We start from the raw sequence: 21,462 nt of genomic DNA, 5'->3' as shown, positions 1-21,462 counted from the left end.
TTATCCTACAAGAGCAATGACTCGTTCGGCGCATAGTTTAAATTGCGCTTCAAATTTACTCATGCTCTCTTCCGTTTGATCCCAAACGGCTCCTTGTTGATCAACCATTTTTGCAGTGAGTGCATAAACTGGAACTAGATGTTCTTGAGATTGAGCGATTAGGCTATTGAAGTCACCTACGCTTAGGATTGGATCCCAAGGCTCGAACCCCACTTTCGCTTTAAAGTCCGCCTGATCGAGAAGGCCAGCACCTTCTAGGCTGGGGATCAATTCCTTCTGCAATCCATTAACAATTTGGTCAACCCAGCGTTGAAACGCGGCGCTTGGTTGACCATTGCGTGGACGATATTTCTGAATTACGGCACCAACAAATGTTGCTTTTGGTTCTGGGAAAGGATAGTCGGCGTCTTTCAATGCGGGTATGCCGTACGCCGTTCGAGCCCATGCAGCCCATCTCGGAAGGGATTTAGCCAGAGAGCTTAATGCCATTGCCGAAAAGTAGTCAGGATGAAGTGGGACGATAAAATGATCGCAGGTCATTAAAAGATTCTGATTCATCGGCCCGAGGCTTGGGCTCATATCAACAATCACATAGTCGATTCCATGCTTGTCAGCTGTGGCATCTAACAGAAAGCGCAACGATCCTGGCAAGTTACGCAACGCCAGAAGTGAACCACTGAGCTCCTGCGCTACCCCTAGCGTTGTTTCGTATTCGGCTAGTCCAATGTGTCCGGGCAGCAGGAACAGATTGCCGTTGCCAGAAACTTGGACAACGTCCGCCCCAACGATTTGTCGTGGTTTTGATTCGAAAGCTGGTGACAAACCATCTTTGATGTTGTTCGGTGGCTCGGCGGTATATGTGTTCTCTAAATCCTCAATTCCTTGGTAACCCAACACCATGCCCGTTAGGTTGCATTGTGGATCGAAGTCGGCAAGCAAGATTTTTTTTCCCATGGTGGCGAGCATCCACCCTAGGTTGAAGGCAGTGGTGGTCTTGCTCACTCCTCCCTTATGGTTGAAAAGGCAGATGATTTTGGCCATGAGTACGTTCCTTGTGATTCGGGGAGGGAGTAGCGCTACTGATCAACATACATAGTAATGTCATTTTGATTCTTAGCACATCCTCTTGGTGGACATTCAAGTCGTGGATCTTGGTGAAGCTGCCCGGAGATTTGATCGGCGGATTGCTGCATGGTGCTTGCTAGGTGGCGCGCGCCGTCGTCCCCCCCACCTCGCCTGCGGGCTAAATTGGTCTTTTTTTGCGCAGTCCTGCGATCCGCTGAGCGCAGCCTCGGCTGGGCTTTGTGGTACTGAATAAAATGAGACAAAAAGCCTGCGAATCCCTGCGAAGGGTAGGGCACCCGAAGCGTTTTCCTTGGGTCGATTGTTCGTCAGACATGACGCACCGTGAGGCGCTGATTTTCAGGAGCTCAGTCGGGAAAAAGTAATGTGGTAATTCGGATATCGGTAGACCGCTGAAAGCCCCATATTCATTGGCTTCGCTGGATTACTTCAGAAAGTAATTTTGAGTAATGAAAAAAGTAATGTGAGGGTAACTGATTGATTTATAAGGGTGAGAAAACAGAAAAATTACTTCCTAAAGAGGTAATTACTTTACCTGTACATTACTTAAAAATTACCTTGTGCCGATCCCTTGCAGGCCAGTTAAATCAAGGCTCTCAGGCCGGTCAGTTGATTAAGTTACCGAAATTACCTTTTTCCGATGCCGCTCCCGAAAAAAGGGATATCCATCTATGGCCCTTGGCGTATTCGACTGCCGCGCAAACTCATGGGACCGCCATGGGAACGCTTGCGCGCTAACTGTCATCCTAAACCCTCTATAAACCGGGCACTGACCTCGCGAAAATCGCAATCGGGCGGTTTCGAATCTCTCCTTCACCGCCATATTCAGTAAACACAAGCCCCTGATTTTCCTAGAGAAAGTCGAGGGTTTGTGGTTTTTGGCGTTTGGAAAAGTTGCTAAAGGACCACTGGTTCGAAGCCTCTGAAACGTGAGTTGGCAGTCTTTTATTACCAAGAAGTTGTACAAAACCCTGTCACCCGTCGAAATCTCCTACACGCCTCATTGACCCTCCGAACCGTCCCGAGTTTACTGTATGCGCATACAGTAAATTCACTATCAGGTTCGTATCATGAGCGTCACCATCCTCGGCCCTTTGTCAGGTGCGGGCGAAAAGCTTGCGCTGTATTCGTTTCGGATTCCCGCCGGTTTTCCTTCGCCGGCGGCTGATCACATTGAAAAGCACATCTCTCTGGACGAGGTTTTTGATATTCGTGCACCGCACGTTTATCTGGCGAAGATCGAAGGCGAGAGCATGCAGGACGCGGGGATATTTTGCGGTGATCTGGTGATCGTCGATCGCAGCCTGAATGCCGAGCACGGCGATATCGTCATCGCCGGTCTCAACTCCGAACCCATCTGCAAGCGCCTGCACATGCGCGACAACACCATCATCCTTCTTTCGGCCAACAGCAAATATCCGCCTCGCTACGTGATGGAAGGGGATGAGCTGGTGATCTGGGGTGTGGTGACTTACAGCGTGCGCGACCATGGCAAACCGTGAGCAGGTCTTCGCGCTGATCGATTGCAACAGCTTCTATGCCAGCTGTGAGCGAGTGTTCCGGCCCGATCTGGCGAAGACGCCGATTGTCGTGCTGAGCAATAACGATGGCTGCGTGATTGCCCGGAGTTATGACGCCAAGCCCTTTGTGAAAATGGGCGCGCCGTATTTCCAGATTCGCGATGATTTGCGCCGCCATGGCATTCAGGTGTTCAGCAGTAATTACGCCTTGTACGGCGACATGAGCGAACGGGTGATGACGATCATCGAATCCATGGTGCCGGCGGTCGAGGTGTACAGCATTGATGAGGCGTTCGCCGATCTCAGCGGCATCCCTGGGGACCTGACCGCGTTTGGCCGAACCATCCGCTCTGCTGTTTATAAGCGCACGGGCATCCCTGTGGGCGTCGGCATCGCCCCGACGAAAACGCTGGCCAAGCTCGCCAACCACACTGCCAAACGCTTGCAAGCGCATACCGGCGGCGTGGTCGACATCTGCGATCCGTCCAAACGCGACTGGGTGCTGCGCAATACCGATGTCGGTGAAGTGTGGGGCGTCGGGCGGCGGATGAAAGCTCATCTGGAAAGCATGCAGATCAGAAGCGCAATGGACCTGGCGAAGGCCGATCCGTGGACACTGCGGCGCAAGTTCAGCGTGGTGATCGAGAAGACCGCGCGCGAACTGGGTGGCACATCCTGTCTGGAGCTGTCGGAAACAGAACCGCCGAAGCAGGAAATTTGCAGCAGCCGCATGTTTGGCAACCGTTTGACTACCATCGAGCCGATCAAGGAAGCCGTCGCTACTTATGTGCATCGAGCGGCGGAAAAGCTGCGTGCGCAGAATTCGCTGTGCAAGAAGATCCGCGTGAGTATCCGCACCGGAATGTTCAATCCCGAGGAGGCCAAGTACGCCAACGGCGCGCTGATCGAGTTGCCTTATCCGACCAATGATGTGCGATTGCTGAGCAAGGTCGCGAGCGAGGCGGTTGATCGATTGTTCCGGCCGGGCTTCAAGTACAGCAAGGCTGAAGTGTTATTGATGGATCTTCGGCAGCCCGGAGAGTTTACCGACGACTTGTTTGCCCAGTCGCAACCGCAGACGGCGGAGAAGGTGATGGGGGTGCTGGACCAGATTAATCGACGCTGGGGGCATGGAACGTTGCGAGCGGGGAGTGTGCCGGCTGATCCGGCCTGGGGCATGCGGCGGGAGATGATGAGCTCGAGTTTTACGACGAAGCTGGATCAATTGTGGGTCGTTAAATCCAATTGAGGCACGGGCCAGATCTGGTGCCGCGTTACAATCGCTGCCTTCACTTATGCAGTAAAGGGACGACTTTCATGATCATTTCCACCACTCATTCCGTCGAGGGGCGGCAGATCACAGCCTATCTGGACATCGTCAGCGCCGAGTCTGTGCAAGGGGTCAACGTGATCCGCGATATGTTCGCCGGCATGCGCGACTTCTTTGGCGGGCGGTCGCAGACGTTGGAGCGGGCTCTTAAAGAAGCACGCATTCAGGCCACCGACGAACTGAAGGATCGAGCGCGGGCATTGCAGGCTGATGCTGTGGTTGGCGTGGATTTTGAGATCAGCATGCCGGCAGGCAAGGGCGGCATGGTCGTGGTGTTTGTGACCGGAACGGCGGTGAAGCTGCGCTGATCATTGCGTTCAAGGCAAAGCCCACTCGCACAACGAATGGGCTTTTTTCCGCGTCAATCAGCCCTGAGGCTTGAGCAACACAGCGCCTCTTGAGTCATAGGTCAGCGGTGTATCGATGGCAACGAGGGGCGGTGTCCCGTCAGGCTGCGCCGATGGTGCGGGCTCGCTGGGATGGTAGACGACGCCCGGCTGCAGAAGCGGTTTGTCCGGGTATTTGATGGTGATTTCACCCGAGGCGATCTTTTCCTTGAGTTTTTCCGCACCGGCCTTGCCGGCAGCGATCTGCTCGTCCGTGAGTTTTACGACTGGCATGTTCGGGAATCCATTGATTTGCATGACCTCTCCTTGAGATTCATTTGTAGGAGTAAGGGCAGCGGCCGTTCGATGGAAATCTTTAGCGAATGATCGCTCGCGACACTTTTTTCCATTCGTCGGTGATCAGCCTTTCTGAACAGCAAGTCCAGTAGTGACCAGCTAGTCTAAAAAGCGTTGAGGGACGATATTTTCCAGGCAAAACTGTTTTGCCGGTGTCGGCCCGGTTGCGTAGGGGAGAGGCTATGTCAGGTCCATTTATAGAAGATGATGGCGCTGAGTTTTCATTCAACAACTGTGTGCGCTGCGGTCAGTCGGAGTATCAGTCGGGGTTTGGCGAGGATCCGGTCAGCATCGGAAAAATCAAATCTACAGCCCCGAAAGGGCCGAAAGCGAAATTCCTGCCCAAGGTCACGGCAAGGACCAGAAAGTGATTTCATCCTGCACCCCGTCACTGAACGGGGTTTTTTATGTGCGCAAGAATAGGGGTTTGAACTCTCTGGCAGGCATTGACATTAATGTCGGTTTTTTTTCACAAACTTTTCACGTTGGCCAACGTAGTGTGAAGCCATCCGTTAGAAAGCAAGTCTCCAGCCCGTCTCCCCAGCGGGCTTTTTTTTGCCCGGCATAAAACCTTTTCCCTGATCGCGGTCCAAACGACGCTGTCGCCTGCGTCTGGACTTTCCTGCGTCGAGCGCATTAAATCCGGCTCCTTTTCGTCATCCCGTTTAATTTGAGGTTTTCGTCATGCGTTTAACACTGCCTGCTCTGGTTCTTGGCCTTCTGGTTGCTCAAGGTGCGATGGCTGCCGGTGACGGCACCGCGGCGCTGGGCGGTGGCCTGGGCGGCGCGCTGGGTAACGTGGTCGGTCAGAAAATGGGCGGCAGCACCGGTGCCGCCATTGGCGCTGGTGTCGCGGGCGCAGCGGGCAGCGCAGTCGCCGCACGCAAGGGCAGCCGTACCAAAGCGGCGATCGGCGGAGGTGTCGGTGCAGCCGGTGGTTCGGTGATCGGCAACAGCCTGGGCGGCCGCAACGGCGCCACCATCGGTGCAGGTCTGGGCGGCGCGGCCGGCGGTGCCGTCGGCAGCAATCTGGGCAAAGGTCACAAGCGCCACTGAGACTGATTGCCTGTCAGAAAAAGCCCGACTCGATGTCGGGCTTTTTCATGGCTGAACGTTTCGTGCGAAATCATCTCCAATCTGCATACGCCCCGCTTGGGCGGACTGTCCCGTTTCGGGAACTGCGAGGTTCATATGCGATTGTCATTATCTGCACTGTTTTTTGGCTTGGTCGTGGCGCAGGGCGCGATGGCGGCCGGAGATGGCACCGCTGCCGTAGGCGGTGGTCTCGGCGGTGCGCTGGGTAATGTGGTTGGCGGACAACTCGGCGGCAGCACGGGCGCAGCGGTCGGCGCAGGTGTTGGCGGCGCGGCGGGCAGTGCCGTCGGGGCTAATAAACGCAACCGCACCGAAGCCGCGATTGGTGGCGGTCTTGGCGCAGCAGGCGGCTCGGTTGTCGGCAACAGCCTCGGCGGCTCCACCGGCTCTGCCATTGGCGCGGGCCTGGGCGGCGCAGCCGGCGGCGCGGTAGGTAACAATCTTGGCGACGACGACGGCGGATCTCATTCCGGCGGCCACAAGCACAAGAACAAACACAAAAATAAACATCGCTGATTTATCAACGAAAACCCGGCCTGGCGCCGGGTTTTTCGTGTGTGGCCGTCAGGCAGAGGAACGATTGGCGGCAGGGCTTTTCGAACGTCATACATCCCACACGCTCAAGAGGTGCACCATGACCCCTGAAACTGAAGGCAAAGAAGAGAAAGGCCCGAGTGGATTGCCATTTATCAATGATCCGGGGAATGAAGATCCCGGGTCGCTGATGGACGATGCGACGGTGCCGTTGAATGATGCGGATGAGGCGGATATGGAGTATGAGGAGGATGGGGATGAGCAGTGAATGGGGTGTTGAAAATTTGAGTTATCGCTTAAGGGCCTGACTCAGCAGGCCCCTACAGAGGCCCAGTTCCTCGGAACGAAACGTCGATTCTGTGTGCTGTAATTTTCACAAACTGCCCGTTGAGATGCGGAAAATCGAAGTGAATATCTTGATCCGCAAATTCGACGAATGACTTAAAGGTATCGCCTTCTAAGCGCCCATGAATCTCACATGAGAAACCATCGTCAAGCATCTCGACACGTGTTTCGATGCTTTCACATATTGAGATGTCTATTTCGTCCGGCAGTACCATTTCGAACTCGGCTGAGTAGTTCTCACCTACTTCAATGACTGAGGGGCAGTGGCCTGCGAAACATCTCACAGTCACACCGTTGACGCTGAGCAGTAGCATTTCCTCAATGATTGGGTCGATCTCGACAATACGCGCGGAATATTTGTTAGTCATCTGCGAGCCATGCTCTCGTTTTCAGAGGTTTTGCGGCGGGTCGATTAGTTCATAGAGGTCATCGGAGGGCGATATTTTTTTGATTCTGCCTGAGCCTAGATAAGTCTTGAACTCGCTCTCAAGAAAACTGATGTCAGTGTATTTTTGTACTCTTCAGACCTGTCGGCGGCGTACATATAAAGACGCCACACGTCAAAGCCGTCGATCCTGTTGTTTGGCCCGTAACCGAAATCTACTAACTCTGTGGGAAAATGGATAGCACATCCTACACCATGTAACCCATACTCCAGTCCATCAATAATTTCTCCGCAACGCTCTATCTGGAAACTTTGTCAGAGCCTAAGAATGTTTCGTGTACCAAATTTTTTTCTGCAGCAGCGTTGTTCCTTCTTCGACTTTACTGAGGAAACCTTTGATTAAGTCCTCAAGAGACAAAATGTCACCTGCAAAAGAGCGCTTGATTATTGAATGGTCTAGAAAGGTGTTTCTGTTAAGTACACACTTGGCTCTCTCAATCTTAATGATGATGTAGTGAATTTTAACTCTGACGACATGGATGTGGCGGAAACAGAGTACCTATCCCCAATGAGTTGGATGGATAGGTTTAATGTTTCTTGCGTTGGAATGTTTGATGTTGTCAAGCCTCGAACTTCACTGCACGTTATTCCGATACGGCAAGCATTGTATCCTATTAGATCCCATTTCTTTGGAGGAGTGTCTGGTGTTTCCCTGATGTCAAATGCCAAGGTCAGTGTTGAAAGGTTATTGTCTATGTTCAGGGCGAATAGCTTAATCTCTGAGATAGGTATATGTCTGCTGAATACCATATTGAAAAGTTTGCTGCCCTCTATTTCGTTCCAGTTTTTCATGGTGATCTCCTGAATGGGTAATGATCGCTTGTGTTTTTTACCTTGCCATTCCGCCTGTCATCCGCAGGTCGCACATTTATGTGAGGGCCTTGATCTCCCCGGTTATTTATATCTCCGTATTTATGGCCTGCGGAATGATCTTGGAGGATCAATATAAAGCCATCCTCTCTGGTGTATTTATATTCCCGAGTTATGATTGGCATTCCACTACTGTCAAAGATGTTATTGCCCTTCCTATCTGTCATGTTGGCATAAGTGAATTGCTTCTGCTTGCCGCTAACCTCATCGACTTGAATGTCGGGCTGTTGCCCTTTTGGTATTCCCGAGTCAAGTTTTGCCTTTCTGAACGCGCCTCGCCGAGAAACCAGTGGGGGCTCGATTTCATTAGGTTTTGGACAGCCGGTCGTTTTTCGGCCTTTTGGCGGGCAGTTCGACGTCAACCCCAACGGATCCACCCACCCCGTCGGATTCGGCACGTACTGGTACTGATTCAACCCACCGGCCAGCTTCACCGGATCCGGCGTCAGATACCGCCCTAACCTAGGGTCGTAATACCGATGGCGGTTGTAATGCAGCCCACTTTCAACATCGAAATACTGCCCCTGAAAGCGCAGCGGTTGATCCAGATAGTCTTCGCCGGCCAGGGTGACGGCGGCGACTTTGCCGTAGGCGTCGTATTGGGCGGACCAGACGATTTCGCCGCTGTAGTCGGTGAGTTCCTGTGGGGTGCCTAGGTGGTCGAGTTGGTAGTAGAACGGGCAGGCCTTTTTCGGGCCTTTGCCGTCGAGCATCGCCAGTGGGCGGAAGGTGCCGGGTTCGTAGAGGAAGCTGCGGTATTGCGTGGCGCTGCTTTCGGCGACGAGGTGTTCGCCTTGCCAGAAGAATTCGGTGACGGCGCTGTCGACGGTTTTGCGGATGCGCCGGCCGAAGGCGTCGTAGTGATAAGTGGCGGTCTGGCCGTCCGGGCGGGTCAGGCCGATCAGGCGGTGCTGGCAGTCGTAGCGGTATTCAGTGACCAGGGTCTGGCCGTGGCCTCGGCGTTCGCGGATCAGGTTGCCGAAGGCGTCGTAGTCGTAATGGCGGTCGCCCTGCATCAGCAGGCGGTTGCCTTTGATCTGCGCGGGACCGGGGCGGTCCTGCATCAGCAGGTTGCCGGCCGGGTCGTGGGCGAAGGATTCGGGCAGTTCGTCGCGTGAGTGACGTACGCGGATCAACCGGTCGAGGGCGTCGTAGCCATAAGTACGCTGGCCGTGGCGGCTGTCGGCGATGTGCTCGAGATTGCCGTTGGCGCTGTAGGCATAATCGCGGCGGTACAGCGAGGCGTGGCGATGACCTACAGCATGGGCGAGCAAGCGGCCCTGATCGTCGTAGGAGTATTCGCTGAGCAGCAGACCTTGCTGGCGTTGCTGTTCGCGACCCGACTGATACACATGCCGGGTCAGCGGCGTACCGTTGAGGTCGATGGCTGACAGCGCACCGCCCTTGGCGTAGTGATAGTCGAGCTTGCTGTTGTCCGGCAGGCGCAGGCGTTTGAGCTGGCCGCAGGCGTCATAGGCGTAGCGCAAGGTGCCCCAGCCCTGATGCTCGGTGATCAGCCGATCCTGACGGTCGTACTCGAACGCCAGCGGATGGTTCTGGCCGTCATCGACACCGATCAACCGACCGAGGCGGTCGTAGTCATAGCGGATCTTGGCGCCATCGGGCAGGGTCTTGACCAGCAAACGTCCAGCCGCGTCGCGCTCGTACCGGGTGACCAGACTTGGACCGAAATCACCAAACTCGGTCTTCTCCAGCAGATGCCCATTGAGATCGTAGGCATACGCAGTCCGGCGTCCATCAAACCCGGTTTCCTGTCGGATCAATCCGGTCGGCGTGTAATCCAGTCGGTATTTTTCTCCCGATTCGTTTTCAATCTCGGTCAGCAGCAACCGCGCATGGTCATAGCGATACTGCACGCGGGTGCCATCGGGGTTGATCCGCCGCGAGACCAAGTGCAGGTCATCGTCATATTCATAGCGGGTGATACGACCGAGCTCGTCGCGCTCAGCGGTGATCTGCCCGTAGGCGCCGTAGCTGTAGGCGCGCGTGCTGCCCGTAGGAGAAGTCGTCAGGATCAGTCGGCCGGCCGCGTCCCACTGCTGACGACTGACGACACCAAATTCGTCCTGGGTGGTAATCCGCCGGCCCAGCGCATCGTAGGAAAAGCGCCGCACGCCGCCATCGGGCAGGGTTTCTTCGATGAGCTGGCCGAGCTCGTTCCACACCCAGCGGTGGCGGCTGCTGTCCGGATAACGCAGCGACAGCAATTGCCCGCGCAGGTTGTAGTAGTAATGGGTGACCTGGCCGTCGGGATCGACCGCTTCAGTGACGGCGCCTTCAGCGTTGCGCCGGTAGATCCACACCGCCTCACCACGGCAACGCTTGTAGAGAAAACCGTTGCGGTACTCGTAGGACGTTGGTGCATCGTCCGGCGGAATCAGCGCGATCAGCCGTCCAAGTTCGTCGTAGCGGTATTCGGTAACCGCGCCCAACGCATCCTGCTCGGCGATCAAGCGCCCCTGCTGGTCATAGGCCTTGAGCTGCTCGCCGCCATCGGCCGCAACCTGGCGCACCAGCCGCGCCCGCTCGTCGTGGACGTAGACTTCTTCGGTGCCGTCGACGTAATGCACGGTCACGCTGGCGTCGTCATCGTTCCAGACGTAACGGGTGTTCATCTGCGAGAACGAAGCCCAGTGCCTCACGCAGCGGGCGGCTTTGCCCTCACGCTGCCACTCCCAGAAGAAGCTCGCACCGCCAGTCAGCTGGCGCTGGAGGATGACGTGGTGATCGTCGTAGTCGTAGCGCTCGCTGTCGCGGACCGCGTTGGTCGCAACCAGCAGGCGTTGCCGGGCATCGAAGCTGTAGGTGGCGAGGTTTTGCTCGGTGATCCACTCGCCCTGAACAAACACCTGATAATCGACCGCCACCAGTTGCGCGCGGTCATACCGCAACAGCAGCGCGCGGCCGGCGCCGTTGTCCAGACGCTGAATGCGGTCGGAGCGATCGCGTTGCAGGGTCAGACGATTACCGTAGACATCGCTGATTGCGGTCAGCCGGCCGGCGCGAAAGTGATAGAACCGCGCGCTGTCACCGGCCAACGCCAGAATCAGTTCTTCCGGCTCATCGCCAAGAAAGATCGCCGCCCGCGACAGGCTGTTGTGAATCGCCGGGCGCGCGACGTTGGGCAGGGGAAAACGGGTGCGGCGGTTTTCGTGGTCGATCCAGATCACGCCATCGCCGTCGAAGGACAGGCGATGCGCGAGCGTGTGGCTCCAGCCAAAACCCAGGCCGATGTCGATCTCGACCGCGCTGCTGCGGTACAAACGGGTGAACTCGAAGGGCAGCACGCCATCGAGCACCGCGTCGGTCAGGGTCAGCAGTTCTTCGCCGGTGACCATCGACACCGGGCAGCCATTGGTACAGGTTTTGGGCACGCAATCGGCGGCATCGCCGTTGGGGTTTTTCGCCTGGTCGGGCGCGTCGTCGTGTGGCTCGTGGCGCTCAAGGCGCGCCATGTTTTGAGATTTGTCCCGCGCGAGTGGCGCCGGATTCGGCACGCTCAACACAACTTCATCGGCTTGGCGAATGTTCAGCGGAATCGATGGAGTCGGCTTCAGCTCCACCTCGCGGGCATGAAACATCAGCGGCTTCAGTGTGCTCGCGTGCTGCTTGAGCTCCGGCGTCGAAGTCAGCTCAGCCAGACGCAAGGCTGACGCGGCCAGCCATTCCCGCGCCCGTGGCGACTTGATCTTCGCCAGGACCTTGCTGCTCAAACGCAGCGATACGCCGGCACCCCCGGCGACGCGCATCAACAGGAAACTGATGAGCAACTCGGTGCGAACTTCGGCCACCACCTCGGCGAGGTATTGCGGCGGCAGCATCTTCAGCCAACTGGTGAACGCGGCCAGATGAATGAACAGCAACGGCTCGTCGCTGAGCATCAACAAAGCGTTGGCAATCGCCTCGCTGGAAGCCGCCAGCAGCGCCTCAAGTTCGACTTCGCTCAGGTATTCCAGGAGCTTCGCGCTGTGCTCCTGCAGATCGGCAAGTAGGGCGAACAGTTGTTGAATGTCATCCCAGACGCCATTCAAAGCTTTTTCCAGACCGCGCCAATCGGCCCGTTGCAACTGCCCGTAACGATCAAGAAAACCGGCGCTGGAAAACTCCGTCCATTGCGGTTGGAAGCCTGTCCATTCGCTGCGCAGCCAGCCTTCAAGACCGGCAATCACGCCTTCATATGAGGCATACAGGGCGCGGACATGGTCGGTAGAAACATCGGGAAAGAAGGTGACGCGATAGCGCTGGCCGCGCATGCAATCGGTCACCTCGAGAATCCCGCTCGGGCCGATGGTGTAGCGCAGTGGTTCGCCGAAGGTCAGCACACCGTCGACGTCGCTGAGCAGCGGTTCGAGGGTCACCGGGGTGTCGCCGATCGGACGAAGCGCGCGGTTTCGAACAAATGCACCAGGGTCAGCGGCCCGTTGGCCGGGCACATGACTACCGATGAGCTGATGGGGGCGCGCGAGGTGATCGGCGCGCTCAGTTGTACGTCATTGCCAACCTTGAACACTTGCTCGATGTCCAGCGCGGTCCCGGTCCAGAACTGCTCGGCCCAGGCGTCGTAGTTGTTCAGGCACAGGCGGAACTCGTCGATCAGCGCTTCGAAATCGGGCTGCTGGGGATTCAGGGCGGCCACCACCAGCAGTCCGATGCTGTTGTTCAGGGCCAGGAGCCGATCGGGTTGAAACATTCGCAGTCGCTCGCGCATGTGAAAAAACGGGAGCGCGGACTTTGCGGGGGATCAAAAAGGAAAGAAGTCGGGGAAGTAGGCAGTGTCTGTAGGAGTTTTCGCTAAATGCGAAAAGGCGTCGATGGCATTGCCCGTTGCTCAATGTCCATCGGCCTCGCTATGCTGCTGAACCCATTAATCAGATCCGCGTTGCGGCACGTTGCCTGTCGCCCGGGATGTCTTTGTTAACGGATCCGATGATGAATGCACCGCTGACGACGTTCGGCCCGATCAAGGCCGTGATTTTCGATATGGACGGTTTGCTGCTCGACACCGAGGGCATTTACACCGAGGTCACCTCGCTGATTGCCGGGCGCTACGGGAAAACCTTCGACTGGAGCGTCAAACAAAACATCATTGGTCGCGGTGCCAATGACCTGGCCAAATACGTGGTGCAGGCGCTGGAGTTACCGATCACTCCGGAAGAATTTCTGCAGATCCGCGAGCCGCTGATGCGCGAGCGTTTCCCCAAGGCGCAGGCGATGCCGGGGGCCGAAGCGCTGGTGCGTCACCTCAAAGCGCACAACATCCCGATCGCGGTGGGCACCAGTCGTTCGGGCAGAAAACCACCTTGCACCGTGAGTGGTTTGCGCTGTTCGATTTCATCGTCACGGCGGACGATCCGGAAGTTGGCGCGGCCAAACCGGCGCCGGATATCTTTCTCACCGCTGCCAGGCGTCTGGGCGTCACGCCCTCGGATTGTCTGGTGTTCGAGGATTCGCCGTTCGGCGTCACCGCCGCGAAAGCGGCAGGCATGACCGCAATCGCCATCCCCGACGCAGCGATGGCCGATGAGAAATATGCTCACGCTGACGGCATTATTCGTTCGCTGAAAGCATTTATGCCCAGCGCCTTTGGCCTGCCGGCGCTGGAACTGGCTTGACCGTCCACACAAAAACGCCGCCCCTCCTATAAAGAAAGGCGGCGTTTTTTCTTGCCGGTCTGTCAGGCGCCGAAACCACCGTCGATGGTCAGGCTGGCGCCAGTGATGTAACCGGCTTCCGGCCCGGCCAGATAGGCGACGAAGCTGGCGATTTCATCGGCGGTGCCGTAACGACCGACGGCCATCAGCGGAATCAGGCTGTCGGCGAATTCGCCATGGGCCGGGTTCATGTCGGTGTCGACCGGGCCAGGTTGCACGTTGTTGATGGTGATGCCCCGTGGGCCGAGGTCGCGGGCCAGGCCTTTGGTCAGGCCGACCAGTGCCGATTTGCTCATCGCGTACACGCCGCCACCGCCGAAGGGCATGCGGTCGGCGTTGGTGCTGCCGATGTTGATGATCCGCGAGCCTTCGCCCATGTGTTTCGCTGCTTCCTGCGAAGCAATGAACACGCTGCGCACGTTGATGGCCAAAGTCTGATCGAAGTCTTCCAGTTTGAAATCTTCCAGCGGCGCGATGGCCAGTACGCCGGCGTTGTTGACCAGAATGTCCAGCCGGCCAAACGCTTCGACGGTGGCGCTGACGGCGTGGCGAATCGCGCCGGCATCGGCGCTGTCAGCCTTGATCGCCAAGGCTTTGCCGCCGTTGCCGGTGATGCTGTTCTGCAGTTCTTCGGCTTTGGCGGCGGAGCTGACGTAAGTGAAAGCGACGGCGGCGCCTTCAGCGGCCAGGCGTTTGACGATGGCTGCGCCGATGCCGCGTGAACCGCCTTGAATCAGAGCGACCTTGCCGCTGAGGTGTTGAGTGGTCATGTTCGATCTCCAAGTGTTCAAGGCGGAATGCCTTGGTGTTGGTGCCGAGTATCGGCCTGGCATCGACAACCGGGTAGACCATGATTGCTATAGTCTGTGTAAACCAGAAGTTTATAGTGGCGATCATGGAAACATTCAGCAGTATCGAATGCTTTGTGCGCAGCGCCGAAGTCGGCAGCTTTGCCGAAGCCGCGCGACGCTTGAGCCTGACCCCGGCGGCAGTGGGCAAAAGCGTGGCGAAACTGGAGGCGCGGCTCGGCGTGCGGCTGTTCCAGCGCAGTACACGCAGCCTGACCCTGACCGAAGCGGGGCAGCTGTTTTTGAGTGAAGTCAGCGCCAGCCTGACCACCATCCAGAATGCCGTGGCCAATCTGGCCAGTGCCGGCGGGCAACCGGCCGGCACGCTGAAAGTCAGCATGGGTACGGTGTTCGGCCGTCTGTATATCGTGCCGCTGCTCGGTGAGTTTCTGCAGCGTTATCCAGCGATCAACCCGGACTGGCATTTCGATAACCGCCAAGTCGACCTGATCGGACAGGGCTTCGACGCGGCGATTGGCGGCGGCTTTGAACTGCCGCAAGGTGTGGTTGCGCGCAGGCTGACACCGGCGCATCGGGTGTTGGTGGCATCTGAGGACTATCTGCAAAAACATGCGCCGATCAGCCATCCCGATGACCTCAAGCAACACGACGGCATTCTGATTCGCTCACCGCAGACCGGGCGCGTGCGCTCCTGGCAACTGACTCACCGCGATCAGCAACACAGTCCGCTGACATTGCGGGCGCGGATGACCATGAGTGATTCCGAGGCTGCCTGTGCAACGGCGATGCAAGGTTTGGGCATTGCGCTGGTGAGCATGCCGTTTGCGGTCGCGTATCTTCAGGCAGGGACGTTACAGCGAGTGCTGCCGGACTGGTTTGTCGATGACGGCAACATTTCGATCTATTACGCCGAGCACAAATTGTTGCCGGGCAAGACCCGGGCGTTTGTGGATTTCGTGATTGAACAGTTTGCTGAGCAGGGACTGGGGCGGCGGTTTAGTGCTATCTGAGCCAGGCACCAAACCGAGTTGCGGCTATCGCGGGCAAGCCCGCTCCCACAAGTTTTGAGTTGCTCACACATCTTGCAAAGAATACAAAACCCTGTGGGAGCGGGCTTGCCCGCGATGAACGATAACTCGGTCTATCGAGCAAAGCGCTGCGCCCAGCCAATAATGGTCTTCGGCCGTGGCGTCGCATACGTGCGCACCTTCGACGTCGACAACTTCAAGCGCACCAGCGATTCGGCAATCGTCACCGCCGCTGTCACGCCATCCACCACCGGCACGCCGGTGCGCCGGCGAATCTGCTCGTCCAGCCCGGCCATGCCGCCGCAGCCCAGGCAAATCACCTCGGCCTTGTCCTGGGTCACCGCCAGTTCGGCCTGCTGCACGATCGCTTCCAGTGCGCGCTGCGGTTCGTGTTCCAGCTCCAGAACCGCCAGACCACTGGCGCGCACTGAGGCACAGCGATCCCACAGACCGGACAATTTCAGTCGATCTTCGATCAGCGGCACGGTGCGATCCAGCGTGGTCACCACCGAGTAGGCATGGCCGAGGAACATCGCGGTGCTGGCCGCCGCATCAGTGATATCTACCACTGGCACGTTGAGCAATTCCTGCAAGCCTTCGCGGCCGTGCTCACCGTAGCCGGCCTGAATCACGGCGTCGAAGGGTTGGTCGTAGGCCATCACCCGGTCCATGACGGCGATGGCGGCCAGGTAACTTTCGAAATTGCCTTCAATCGATTCGGCGCCGAAGTACGGGGTCAGGCCGACGATTTCGGTACCGGGCGAAGCGACGGCCTGCGCCGAGCGGGCGATGGCGTCGGTGATGGATTCGGTGGTGTTGACGTTGACCACGAGAATACGCATGGAAAATCCTTATTGCGGGCAGTGGTGCGGCCCGAAAACCGGGCCGCGAAGGGATCAGTGGCTGACGTTATCCACAGCGATGCATTCGCCGCTGACTTCGGCGTAATGCGTCTGGCGTTTGGCGATGATCAGGTAAAGCATGCCGGCGATACCGGCACCGATCAGCCAGGAGAACGGTGAAACGCTGTGGAAACCAGGTACCAGGGCCAGGACGATGGCGATCAGCGCTGCAGGAATAAACGCCGCCACCGCGCGGAAATTGATGCCACGGCTGTAGTAATAAGCGCCGTTGGGGTCTTCGCTGTAGAGCTGCGGCACATTGATCCGGCCTTTGCGGATCAGCCAGTAGTCGACCATGATCACCCCGTACAGCGGGCCGAGCAGGGCGCCTAGGCCCGACAGGAAATACACGATCACCAGCGGGCTGTTGTAGAGGTTCCACGGCAGGATCAGCACGGCAATGGTCGCGCTGATCAACCCGGCGCGGCGGAAGGTCAGGTACTTCGGCGCCAGGTTGCTGAGGACGAACGCCGGGGCGACGAAGTTGGCCATGATGTTCACGGCGACGGTGACGATCAGAAAAGCCAGGCAGCCGAGCACCAGAAAGAATGTGTTGGGGATCGAGGCGATGATTTCGGTCGGGCTTTCGATGATCCGCCCGTTGATCTGGAACTGCGCGCCACACAGCAACACGGTAATCGCAGCGAACACCAGAATGTTCACCGGCAAGCCCCAGAAATTTCCTACCTTGATGGTTTTGCGGCACGGCGAAGAACGGGCGAAATCGCAGAAGTTGAGGATTAGCGTGCCGTAGATCGCCAGCCACAACGCGCCGCCGGCAAAGATGTTGCGCCACATCTCGCCACCGGTCAGCGGCTCGCGGATCGACCAGGCAATGGTCGCGTTAGCCTGGAAGTACATCCACCCGGCGAGGGCAGCAACGGTCAGCAGAATCACCGGCCCGGCAAACGCCTCGTAACGGCGCACCATCTCCATGCCGTAGGCGAGAATCGCCAGTTGCACCAGCCAGATCGCCACGAAGCACACCCAGCCCAGGCTCGACAGGCCCAGAATCGAGTCGTGATCGTATTCGGCGAAGCCTGGATGCACAGCGGTCAGCAAGACGCGGAATACCACCGAGGCGAGGTACGTCTGAATACCGAACCAGGCGATGGCGATAACCGCCCTGATCAATGCAGGAATTTGCGCACCGTGAATGCCGAAACTGATCCGGCTGATCACTGGAAACGGCACCCCGGTTTTCTGCCCCATGTACCCGGACAGGTTCATGAAGAAGTACACCAGCGCCGCGCCGATCCCCAGCGACAGCAGAATCTGCCAGCCGCCCAGGCCCAACGCATACAGGCCGATGGCGAACGAGTAGTTGGCGATGTTGTGCACGTCGTTCGTCCACAGGGCGAAGATGCTGTACTGGCCCCAGCGTCGCCCTTCGGCTTTGGTCGGCGCCAGATCGCTGTTGTGCAGGCGCGGGCTCAGTTGCAGCGGCTCGCTCAGTCCGTCATCGGGCAACGGTTGATCGAGCGTGGAAGAGGGCAGACCCAGCGCGATGTTATTCGAAAGACTTGTACGCATTCCGGCAGGCTCCTGACGTTCACTCCCGCGATGACTGTGCATGAGCGCTCAGGCTCGACAAATCTTCGTCGCGGCGGTGAAAACATCACTGGTTATGGGGCATCTGCAGCCTGTACGGGATAGGGCGCTTCAGGCTTGCGGATCGAAAGTGTGCATGTTTTGCAGTTTTGTATACAAAACATGTATGCGATAAAGCCAGATTTGTGCCAGTTGCCAATCTATAAGCGGCAGGGCTCATTTCGAATAGTTATCAATGCGGCATAAGTTGCTGAAAAACCGGCGATATAAATTGATCGATTGGACAGGAATTTTTTTCAGGGGAGGGAGTTTGCAGAGGGGCAAGCAGATGGGGATTCTGCTGGAGAGTGTAACTTTTCAGGGCGTCAGAACTGAAAGTGCACACATAAATGGCACCGATGGTGACAACCTTGTGTACACCTTTTGTGTGCCTGGCACCTATCAATGTGAAAGCGAGCCTGCTCGCGAATGCGGTGGATCAGGCAACTGCAACGTTGACTGGAACTGCGCTTTCGCGAGCAGGCTCGCTCCCACAGGTCTTTCTATAAATGGGGGATCAAACCTTACTCTTGCTGATGATATTCCCGGCATGCAAGCCGCATTCTTTCTGCGTGGCTTCTTCCCACCACCAGCGGCCTTCGCGCTCGTGCTGGTTCGGCAGCACTGGGCGGGTGCAGGGTTCGCAGCCGATGCTGATGAAACCGCGCTCGTGCAGGCTGTTGTACGGCAGTTCGAGCATGCGGATGTAGCCCCAGATCTCCTCGCTGGTCATCTGCGCCAGCGGGTTGAACTTGTACAGGGTGCGTTCCGGTGTCGAGAAAGCTGTGTCGATTTCCAGCACCGCCACAGCGCTGCGGGTGCCCGGGCTCTGATCGCGGCGCTGGCCGGTGGCCCAGGCTTTGACGTCGTACAGCTTGCGCCGCAGCGGCTCGATCTTGCGGATGCCGCAGCATTCGCCGTGGCCATCCTTGTAGAAACTGAACAGGCCTTTTTCCTTCACGAACGGTTCGAGTTTCGTGTAGTCCGGCGAAACAATTTCAATATCGATCTGGTAATGCTCGCGCACGTGCTCGATGAAACGGTAGGTCTCCGGATGCAGGCGGCCGGTGTCGAGGCTGAACACTTTGACGTTCTTGTTCAGCTTCCACGCCATGTCCACCAGCACCACGTCCTCGGCGCCGCTGAAAGATATCCACAAGTCATCGCCGAACTCGGCGAAGGCGAGCTTGAGGATGTCCTGGGCGGATTTGTTGGCATAGGTCGTGGCGAGTTCCACGACGTCAAACGTTGGGCTCATCAGGGCGGCTTCCTACAGGTCAATGGCGCTCGGGCGCTCTATAGGGGGCCGATGGTAACAAAAAGCTGCCGCGCCCGGGGCGTCCTCTGCGTTGCGCGCCTCGGGTGCAGACGCTAGAGTTCGGCCTCGCTTGACTCAAATAATCACTACAAACGGGAGTGTCTTGTGGAAATTGCTTGCCTGGATCTTGAAGGGGTACTGGTACCGGAAATCTGGATCGCCTTCGCCGAAAAAACCGGAATCGACTCCCTCAAGGCCACCACTCGGGACATTCCCGATTACGACGTTTTGATGAAGCAGCGCCTGCGCATCCTCGATGAGCACGGTCTCAAGCTCTCGGACATTCAGGAAGTGATCGCCACACTGAAACCGCTGGATGGCGCGGTGGAGTTCGTCAACTGGCTGCGCGAGCGCTTTCAGGTGGTGATTCTCTCGGACACTTTTTATGAGTTTTCACAGCCACTGATGCGCCAGCTGGGCTTCCCGACCTTGCTCTGCCATCGCTTGATCACTGACGAAAGTGGTCGGGTGACGGGCTATCAACTGCGTCAGAAAGATCCCAAGCGCCAGTCGGTGCTGGCGTTCAAGAGTCTGTACTACCGGGTGATCGCGGCGGGTGATTCGTACAACGACACGACCATGCTCGGCGAGGCGGATGCGGGGATTCTGTTTCACGCGCCGGACAACGTGATTCGCGAGTTTCCGCAGTTCCCGGCGGTGCATACGTTTGAAGAGCTGAAGCGGGAATTTCTCAAGGCCTCTAATAGAGAGTTGAGTTTGTAGTCGTCTGGAAGGACGTCTTCGCGAGCAGGCTCGCTCCCACACGATGATCGTTCCCACGCTCTGCGTGGGAACGCCTCATCGGACGCTCCGCGTTCGGCTTTGGATGGGACGCGGAGCGTCCCGGGCTGCATTCCCACGCAGGAGCGTGGGAACGATCGGTGTGGGAGGCTGCTCGCGATGCTTCAGAGGTTCTGCAGGGTATCGAGCAGGATCCGCACTTTGGTCATCGACTCCTGATACTCCGCCTGCCAGTCCGAATCAGCGACGATCCCGCCGCCGCCCCAGCAGCACACCTGACCATCCTTGACCAGCAGACTGCGGATGGCGATGGAGCTGTCCATCTCGCCGCGCACGTCCAGATACAGCAACGAGCCGCAATACAGACCGCGCCGGGTCGGTTCCAGCTCGTCGATGATCTGCATCGCCCGAATCTTCGGTGCGCCGGTGATCGAGCCGCCGGGGAAACTGCCGGCGATCAGGTCCAGCGCATCACGATCCGTCGCCAGTTCACCGGTCACGCTGCTGACCAGGTGATGCACGTTCGGATAGCTCTCCAGACTGAACAACTCCGGCACCCGCACCGAGCCGATGCGGCAGGTGCGCCCGAGGTCGTTGCGCAGCAGGTCGACGATCATCAGGTTTTCCGCGCGATCCTTGGGGCTGGCCAGCAGTTCGGCGGCGTTGGCGGCGTCCTCGGCTGGGGTGACGCCACGGGGGCGGGTGCCCTTGATCGGACGGGTTTCGACTTGGCGCTGGCTGACTCTGACGAAACGTTCCGGTGACAGGCTCAGCACCGCGCCGCCGTCGGGCAGGCTCTGGAACCCGGAGAACGGCGTCGGGCAGGCCTGACGTAAAGCGCAGTAAGCCAGCCACGGATCGCCCTGGCATTCAGCACGAAAGCGTTGCGCGAAGTTGACCTGATAGCAGTCGCCAGCCTGGATGTAGTCCTGAATGCGTTCGAAGGCCTGACGGTAATCGTCGGCCGAGAGATCAGCGGCCATCGGGGCGTTCAGTTTGAAAGGCGCCAGCGCGTCAACTTGAGGCTGAGTGAACAGCGCGACCAATCGCTGCCGTTCACTGTCGACAAGCGATGGATGAAAGACCAATTGGCTGGTTTGCCCGTGGTGATCGCTGATCAGCGCCCAGTCGTACAGGCCAAAACGCGCATCGGGCAGTTGCAGGTCATCCAGCGCCTGACTCGGCAGGTTCTCCAGATGCCGGCCGAAGTCGTAGCTCAGATAGCCGATCAGCCCGCCGGCGAATGGTAATTCATACCCGGCAGGCAACTGAGCTTCGCCCAAGCGGCTGAGGTGGTCACGCAGGCGCTGGAGGAAATACGCGCCGCTCTCGTCCGGCAACACCGCCAGTTGTTCCAGCGGCCAGGCGCTGAGCAAGTCATAACGGCCGCGTTCAGCGCTCGGCCGGCCGCTGTCGAGCAGCACGGCGCCGGGTGCGTTGCGAATGGCCGCGAAATAGTCGGCGGGGTTGGCGCGGTAGGGCAGTGGGTGTACGGAG

The 21,462-nt window shown here is 57.8% G+C and carries 19 protein-coding genes and 2 pseudogenes; 11 read left to right on the top strand and 10 right to left on the bottom strand.

What is annotated here, in order from left to right; translation table 11 throughout:
• Positions 1-1,041 carry a ParA family protein gene (locus D8U71_RS07555; protein WP_130887523.1) on the bottom strand — a complete coding sequence of 347 codons (1,041 nt, stop codon included), beginning with the start codon at positions 1,039-1,041 and terminating at the stop codon, positions 1-3.
• A gap of 519 nt (positions 1,042-1,560) precedes the next feature.
• On the opposite strand from D8U71_RS07555, the gene D8U71_RS07550 reads away from it, so the two are divergent.
• The 4 genes from D8U71_RS07550 (at position 1,561) to D8U71_RS07535 (ending at position 4,241) form a co-directional block, all read left to right on the top strand.
• Positions 1,561-1,821, top strand: a complete 261-nt coding sequence (locus D8U71_RS07550; protein ID WP_130887522.1) for a hypothetical protein — start codon at positions 1,561-1,563, stop codon at positions 1,819-1,821.
• Positions 1,822-2,153: 332 nt separating this feature from the next.
• Complete coding sequence (gene umuD, locus D8U71_RS07545) at positions 2,154-2,585, top strand: translesion error-prone DNA polymerase V autoproteolytic subunit (RefSeq protein WP_130887521.1); 432 nt, start codon at positions 2,154-2,156, stop codon at positions 2,583-2,585.
• A complete protein-coding gene (locus D8U71_RS07540; RefSeq protein WP_122612029.1) occupies positions 2,572-3,852 on the top strand; it encodes a Y-family DNA polymerase in 1,281 nt (426 codons plus the stop codon). Before umuD ends, D8U71_RS07540 begins: the two co-directional genes overlap by 14 nt.
• Before the next feature lie 68 nt (positions 3,853-3,920).
• On the top strand, positions 3,921-4,241 hold the full coding sequence (locus D8U71_RS07535) for a YbjQ family protein (protein ID WP_016773801.1): 321 nt from the start codon (positions 3,921-3,923) through the stop codon (positions 4,239-4,241).
• A 57-nt stretch (positions 4,242-4,298) separates the two neighbouring features.
• On the opposite strand, the gene D8U71_RS07530 is transcribed toward D8U71_RS07535, so the two are convergent.
• Entirely contained in the window at positions 4,299-4,577 is a 279-nt protein-coding gene (locus tag D8U71_RS07530; protein WP_056784095.1) for a hypothetical protein, read from the bottom strand.
• Positions 4,578-4,798: 221 nt separating this feature from the next.
• Between D8U71_RS07530 and D8U71_RS28595 the strand changes: the two genes are divergently transcribed.
• The 4 genes from D8U71_RS28595 to D8U71_RS28335 all read left to right on the top strand — a co-directional run bounded on the left by D8U71_RS28595 (position 4,799) and on the right by D8U71_RS28335 (position 6,513).
• Positions 4,799-4,987, top strand: a complete 189-nt coding sequence (locus tag D8U71_RS28595; RefSeq protein WP_024012286.1) for a hypothetical protein — start codon at positions 4,799-4,801, stop codon at positions 4,985-4,987.
• A gap of 313 nt (positions 4,988-5,300) precedes the next feature.
• Complete coding sequence (locus D8U71_RS07520) at positions 5,301-5,672, top strand: hypothetical protein (RefSeq protein ID WP_016773803.1); 372 nt, start codon at positions 5,301-5,303, stop codon at positions 5,670-5,672.
• Positions 5,673-5,807: 135 nt separating this feature from the next.
• The gene (locus tag D8U71_RS07515; protein WP_024012287.1) at positions 5,808-6,227 is read left to right on the top strand and encodes a YMGG-like glycine zipper-containing protein; all 420 of its coding nucleotides are present in this window, start codon (positions 5,808-5,810) and stop codon (positions 6,225-6,227) included.
• 118 nt (positions 6,228-6,345) lie between these two features.
• On the top strand, positions 6,346-6,513 hold the full coding sequence (locus tag D8U71_RS28335) for a hypothetical protein (RefSeq protein ID WP_016773805.1): 168 nt from the start codon (positions 6,346-6,348) through the stop codon (positions 6,511-6,513).
• A gap of 52 nt (positions 6,514-6,565) precedes the next feature.
• On the opposite strand, the gene D8U71_RS07510 is transcribed toward D8U71_RS28335, so the two are convergent.
• The 3 genes and pseudogenes from D8U71_RS07510 to D8U71_RS07500 all read right to left on the bottom strand — a co-directional run bounded on the left by D8U71_RS07510 (position 6,566) and on the right by D8U71_RS07500 (position 12,616).
• On the bottom strand, positions 6,566-6,958 hold the full coding sequence (locus D8U71_RS07510; protein WP_130887520.1) for a hypothetical protein: 393 nt from the start codon (positions 6,956-6,958) through the stop codon (positions 6,566-6,568).
• A gap of 473 nt (positions 6,959-7,431) precedes the next feature.
• Positions 7,432-7,827: an Imm50 family immunity protein gene (locus D8U71_RS07505; protein ID WP_130887519.1), complete on the bottom strand. Its 396-nt coding sequence runs from the start codon at positions 7,825-7,827 to the stop codon at positions 7,432-7,434.
• Positions 7,824-12,616: pseudogene (locus tag D8U71_RS07500) on the bottom strand (RHS repeat-associated core domain-containing protein). Before D8U71_RS07500 ends, D8U71_RS07505 begins: the two are co-directional and overlap by 4 nt.
• Positions 12,617-12,855: 239 nt before the next feature.
• On the opposite strand from D8U71_RS07500, the pseudogene D8U71_RS07495 reads away from it, so the two are divergent.
• Positions 12,856-13,538: pseudogene (locus D8U71_RS07495) on the top strand (HAD-IA family hydrolase).
• Positions 13,539-13,600: 62 nt separating this feature from the next.
• Here D8U71_RS07495 and D8U71_RS07490 read toward each other — a convergent pair.
• Positions 13,601-14,347, bottom strand: coding sequence for a 3-oxoacyl-ACP reductase family protein (locus D8U71_RS07490; protein WP_016773811.1), 747 nt, complete (start codon positions 14,345-14,347; stop codon positions 13,601-13,603).
• A gap of 125 nt (positions 14,348-14,472) precedes the next feature.
• On the opposite strand from D8U71_RS07490, the gene D8U71_RS07485 reads away from it, so the two are divergent.
• Positions 14,473-15,396, top strand: coding sequence for a LysR family transcriptional regulator (locus D8U71_RS07485; protein ID WP_130887518.1), 924 nt, complete (start codon positions 14,473-14,475; stop codon positions 15,394-15,396).
• A gap of 131 nt (positions 15,397-15,527) precedes the next feature.
• Here D8U71_RS07485 and D8U71_RS07480 read toward each other — a convergent pair whose 3' ends face one another.
• The 3 genes from D8U71_RS07480 to D8U71_RS07470 all read right to left on the bottom strand — a co-directional run bounded on the left by D8U71_RS07480 (position 15,528) and on the right by D8U71_RS07470 (position 19,164).
• Positions 15,528-16,256: an aspartate/glutamate racemase family protein gene (locus tag D8U71_RS07480; RefSeq protein ID WP_122506523.1), complete on the bottom strand. Its 729-nt coding sequence runs from the start codon at positions 16,254-16,256 to the stop codon at positions 15,528-15,530.
• 54 nt (positions 16,257-16,310) lie between these two features.
• Positions 16,311-17,849, bottom strand: coding sequence for an NCS1 family nucleobase:cation symporter-1 (locus tag D8U71_RS07475; RefSeq protein WP_125927629.1), 1,539 nt, complete (start codon positions 17,847-17,849; stop codon positions 16,311-16,313).
• Between the two features lie 574 nt (positions 17,850-18,423).
• Positions 18,424-19,164: a phosphoadenylyl-sulfate reductase gene (locus D8U71_RS07470; protein WP_130887517.1), complete on the bottom strand. Its 741-nt coding sequence runs from the start codon at positions 19,162-19,164 to the stop codon at positions 18,424-18,426.
• 165 nt (positions 19,165-19,329) lie between these two features.
• Here D8U71_RS07470 and thrH point away from each other — a divergent pair, with 165 nt between their 5' ends.
• Positions 19,330-19,947, top strand: coding sequence for a bifunctional phosphoserine phosphatase/homoserine phosphotransferase ThrH (gene thrH, locus D8U71_RS07465; protein WP_122705845.1), 618 nt, complete (start codon positions 19,330-19,332; stop codon positions 19,945-19,947).
• 182 nt (positions 19,948-20,129) lie between these two features.
• Here thrH and pabB read toward each other — a convergent pair.
• Positions 20,130-21,462, bottom strand: a 1,333-nt coding sequence (gene pabB, locus D8U71_RS07460; RefSeq protein WP_130887516.1) for an aminodeoxychorismate synthase component I, incomplete at its 5' end; no start/stop codon positions are given.

The sequence above is a fragment of the Pseudomonas sp. Sample_21 genome (assembly GCF_004307525.1).
GTDB classification, from domain to species: domain Bacteria; phylum Pseudomonadota; class Gammaproteobacteria; order Pseudomonadales; family Pseudomonadaceae; genus Aquipseudomonas; species Aquipseudomonas atacamensis.
This window is presented reverse-complemented; position numbering and strand designations above follow the sequence as displayed.

Coding starts and splice junctions, on each gene's coding strand:
- D8U71_RS07555 (WP_130887523.1), bottom strand. CDS start 1,041: ATGGCCAAAATCATCTGCCTTTTCAACCATAAGGGAGGAGTGAGCAAG.
- umuD (WP_130887521.1), top strand. CDS start 2,154: ATGAGCGTCACCATCCTCGGCCCTTTGTCAGGTGCGGGCGAAAAGCTT.
- D8U71_RS07540 (WP_122612029.1), top strand. CDS start 2,572: ATGGCAAACCGTGAGCAGGTCTTCGCGCTGATCGATTGCAACAGCTTC.
- D8U71_RS07535 (WP_016773801.1), top strand. CDS start 3,921: ATGATCATTTCCACCACTCATTCCGTCGAGGGGCGGCAGATCACAGCC.
- D8U71_RS07530 (WP_056784095.1), bottom strand. CDS start 4,577: ATGCAAATCAATGGATTCCCGAACATGCCAGTCGTAAAACTCACGGAC.
- D8U71_RS28595 (WP_024012286.1), top strand. CDS start 4,799: ATGTCAGGTCCATTTATAGAAGATGATGGCGCTGAGTTTTCATTCAAC.
- D8U71_RS07520 (WP_016773803.1), top strand. CDS start 5,301: ATGCGTTTAACACTGCCTGCTCTGGTTCTTGGCCTTCTGGTTGCTCAA.
- D8U71_RS07515 (WP_024012287.1), top strand. CDS start 5,808: ATGCGATTGTCATTATCTGCACTGTTTTTTGGCTTGGTCGTGGCGCAG.
- D8U71_RS28335 (WP_016773805.1), top strand. CDS start 6,346: ATGACCCCTGAAACTGAAGGCAAAGAAGAGAAAGGCCCGAGTGGATTG.
- D8U71_RS07510 (WP_130887520.1), bottom strand. CDS start 6,958: ATGACTAACAAATATTCCGCGCGTATTGTCGAGATCGACCCAATCATT.
- D8U71_RS07505 (WP_130887519.1), bottom strand. CDS start 7,827: ATGAAAAACTGGAACGAAATAGAGGGCAGCAAACTTTTCAATATGGTA.
- D8U71_RS07490 (WP_016773811.1), bottom strand. CDS start 14,347: ATGACCACTCAACACCTCAGCGGCAAGGTCGCTCTGATTCAAGGCGGT.
- D8U71_RS07485 (WP_130887518.1), top strand. CDS start 14,473: ATGGAAACATTCAGCAGTATCGAATGCTTTGTGCGCAGCGCCGAAGTC.
- D8U71_RS07480 (WP_122506523.1), bottom strand. CDS start 16,256: ATGCGTATTCTCGTGGTCAACGTCAACACCACCGAATCCATCACCGAC.
- D8U71_RS07475 (WP_125927629.1), bottom strand. CDS start 17,849: ATGCGTACAAGTCTTTCGAATAACATCGCGCTGGGTCTGCCCTCTTCC.
- D8U71_RS07470 (WP_130887517.1), bottom strand. CDS start 19,164: ATGAGCCCAACGTTTGACGTCGTGGAACTCGCCACGACCTATGCCAAC.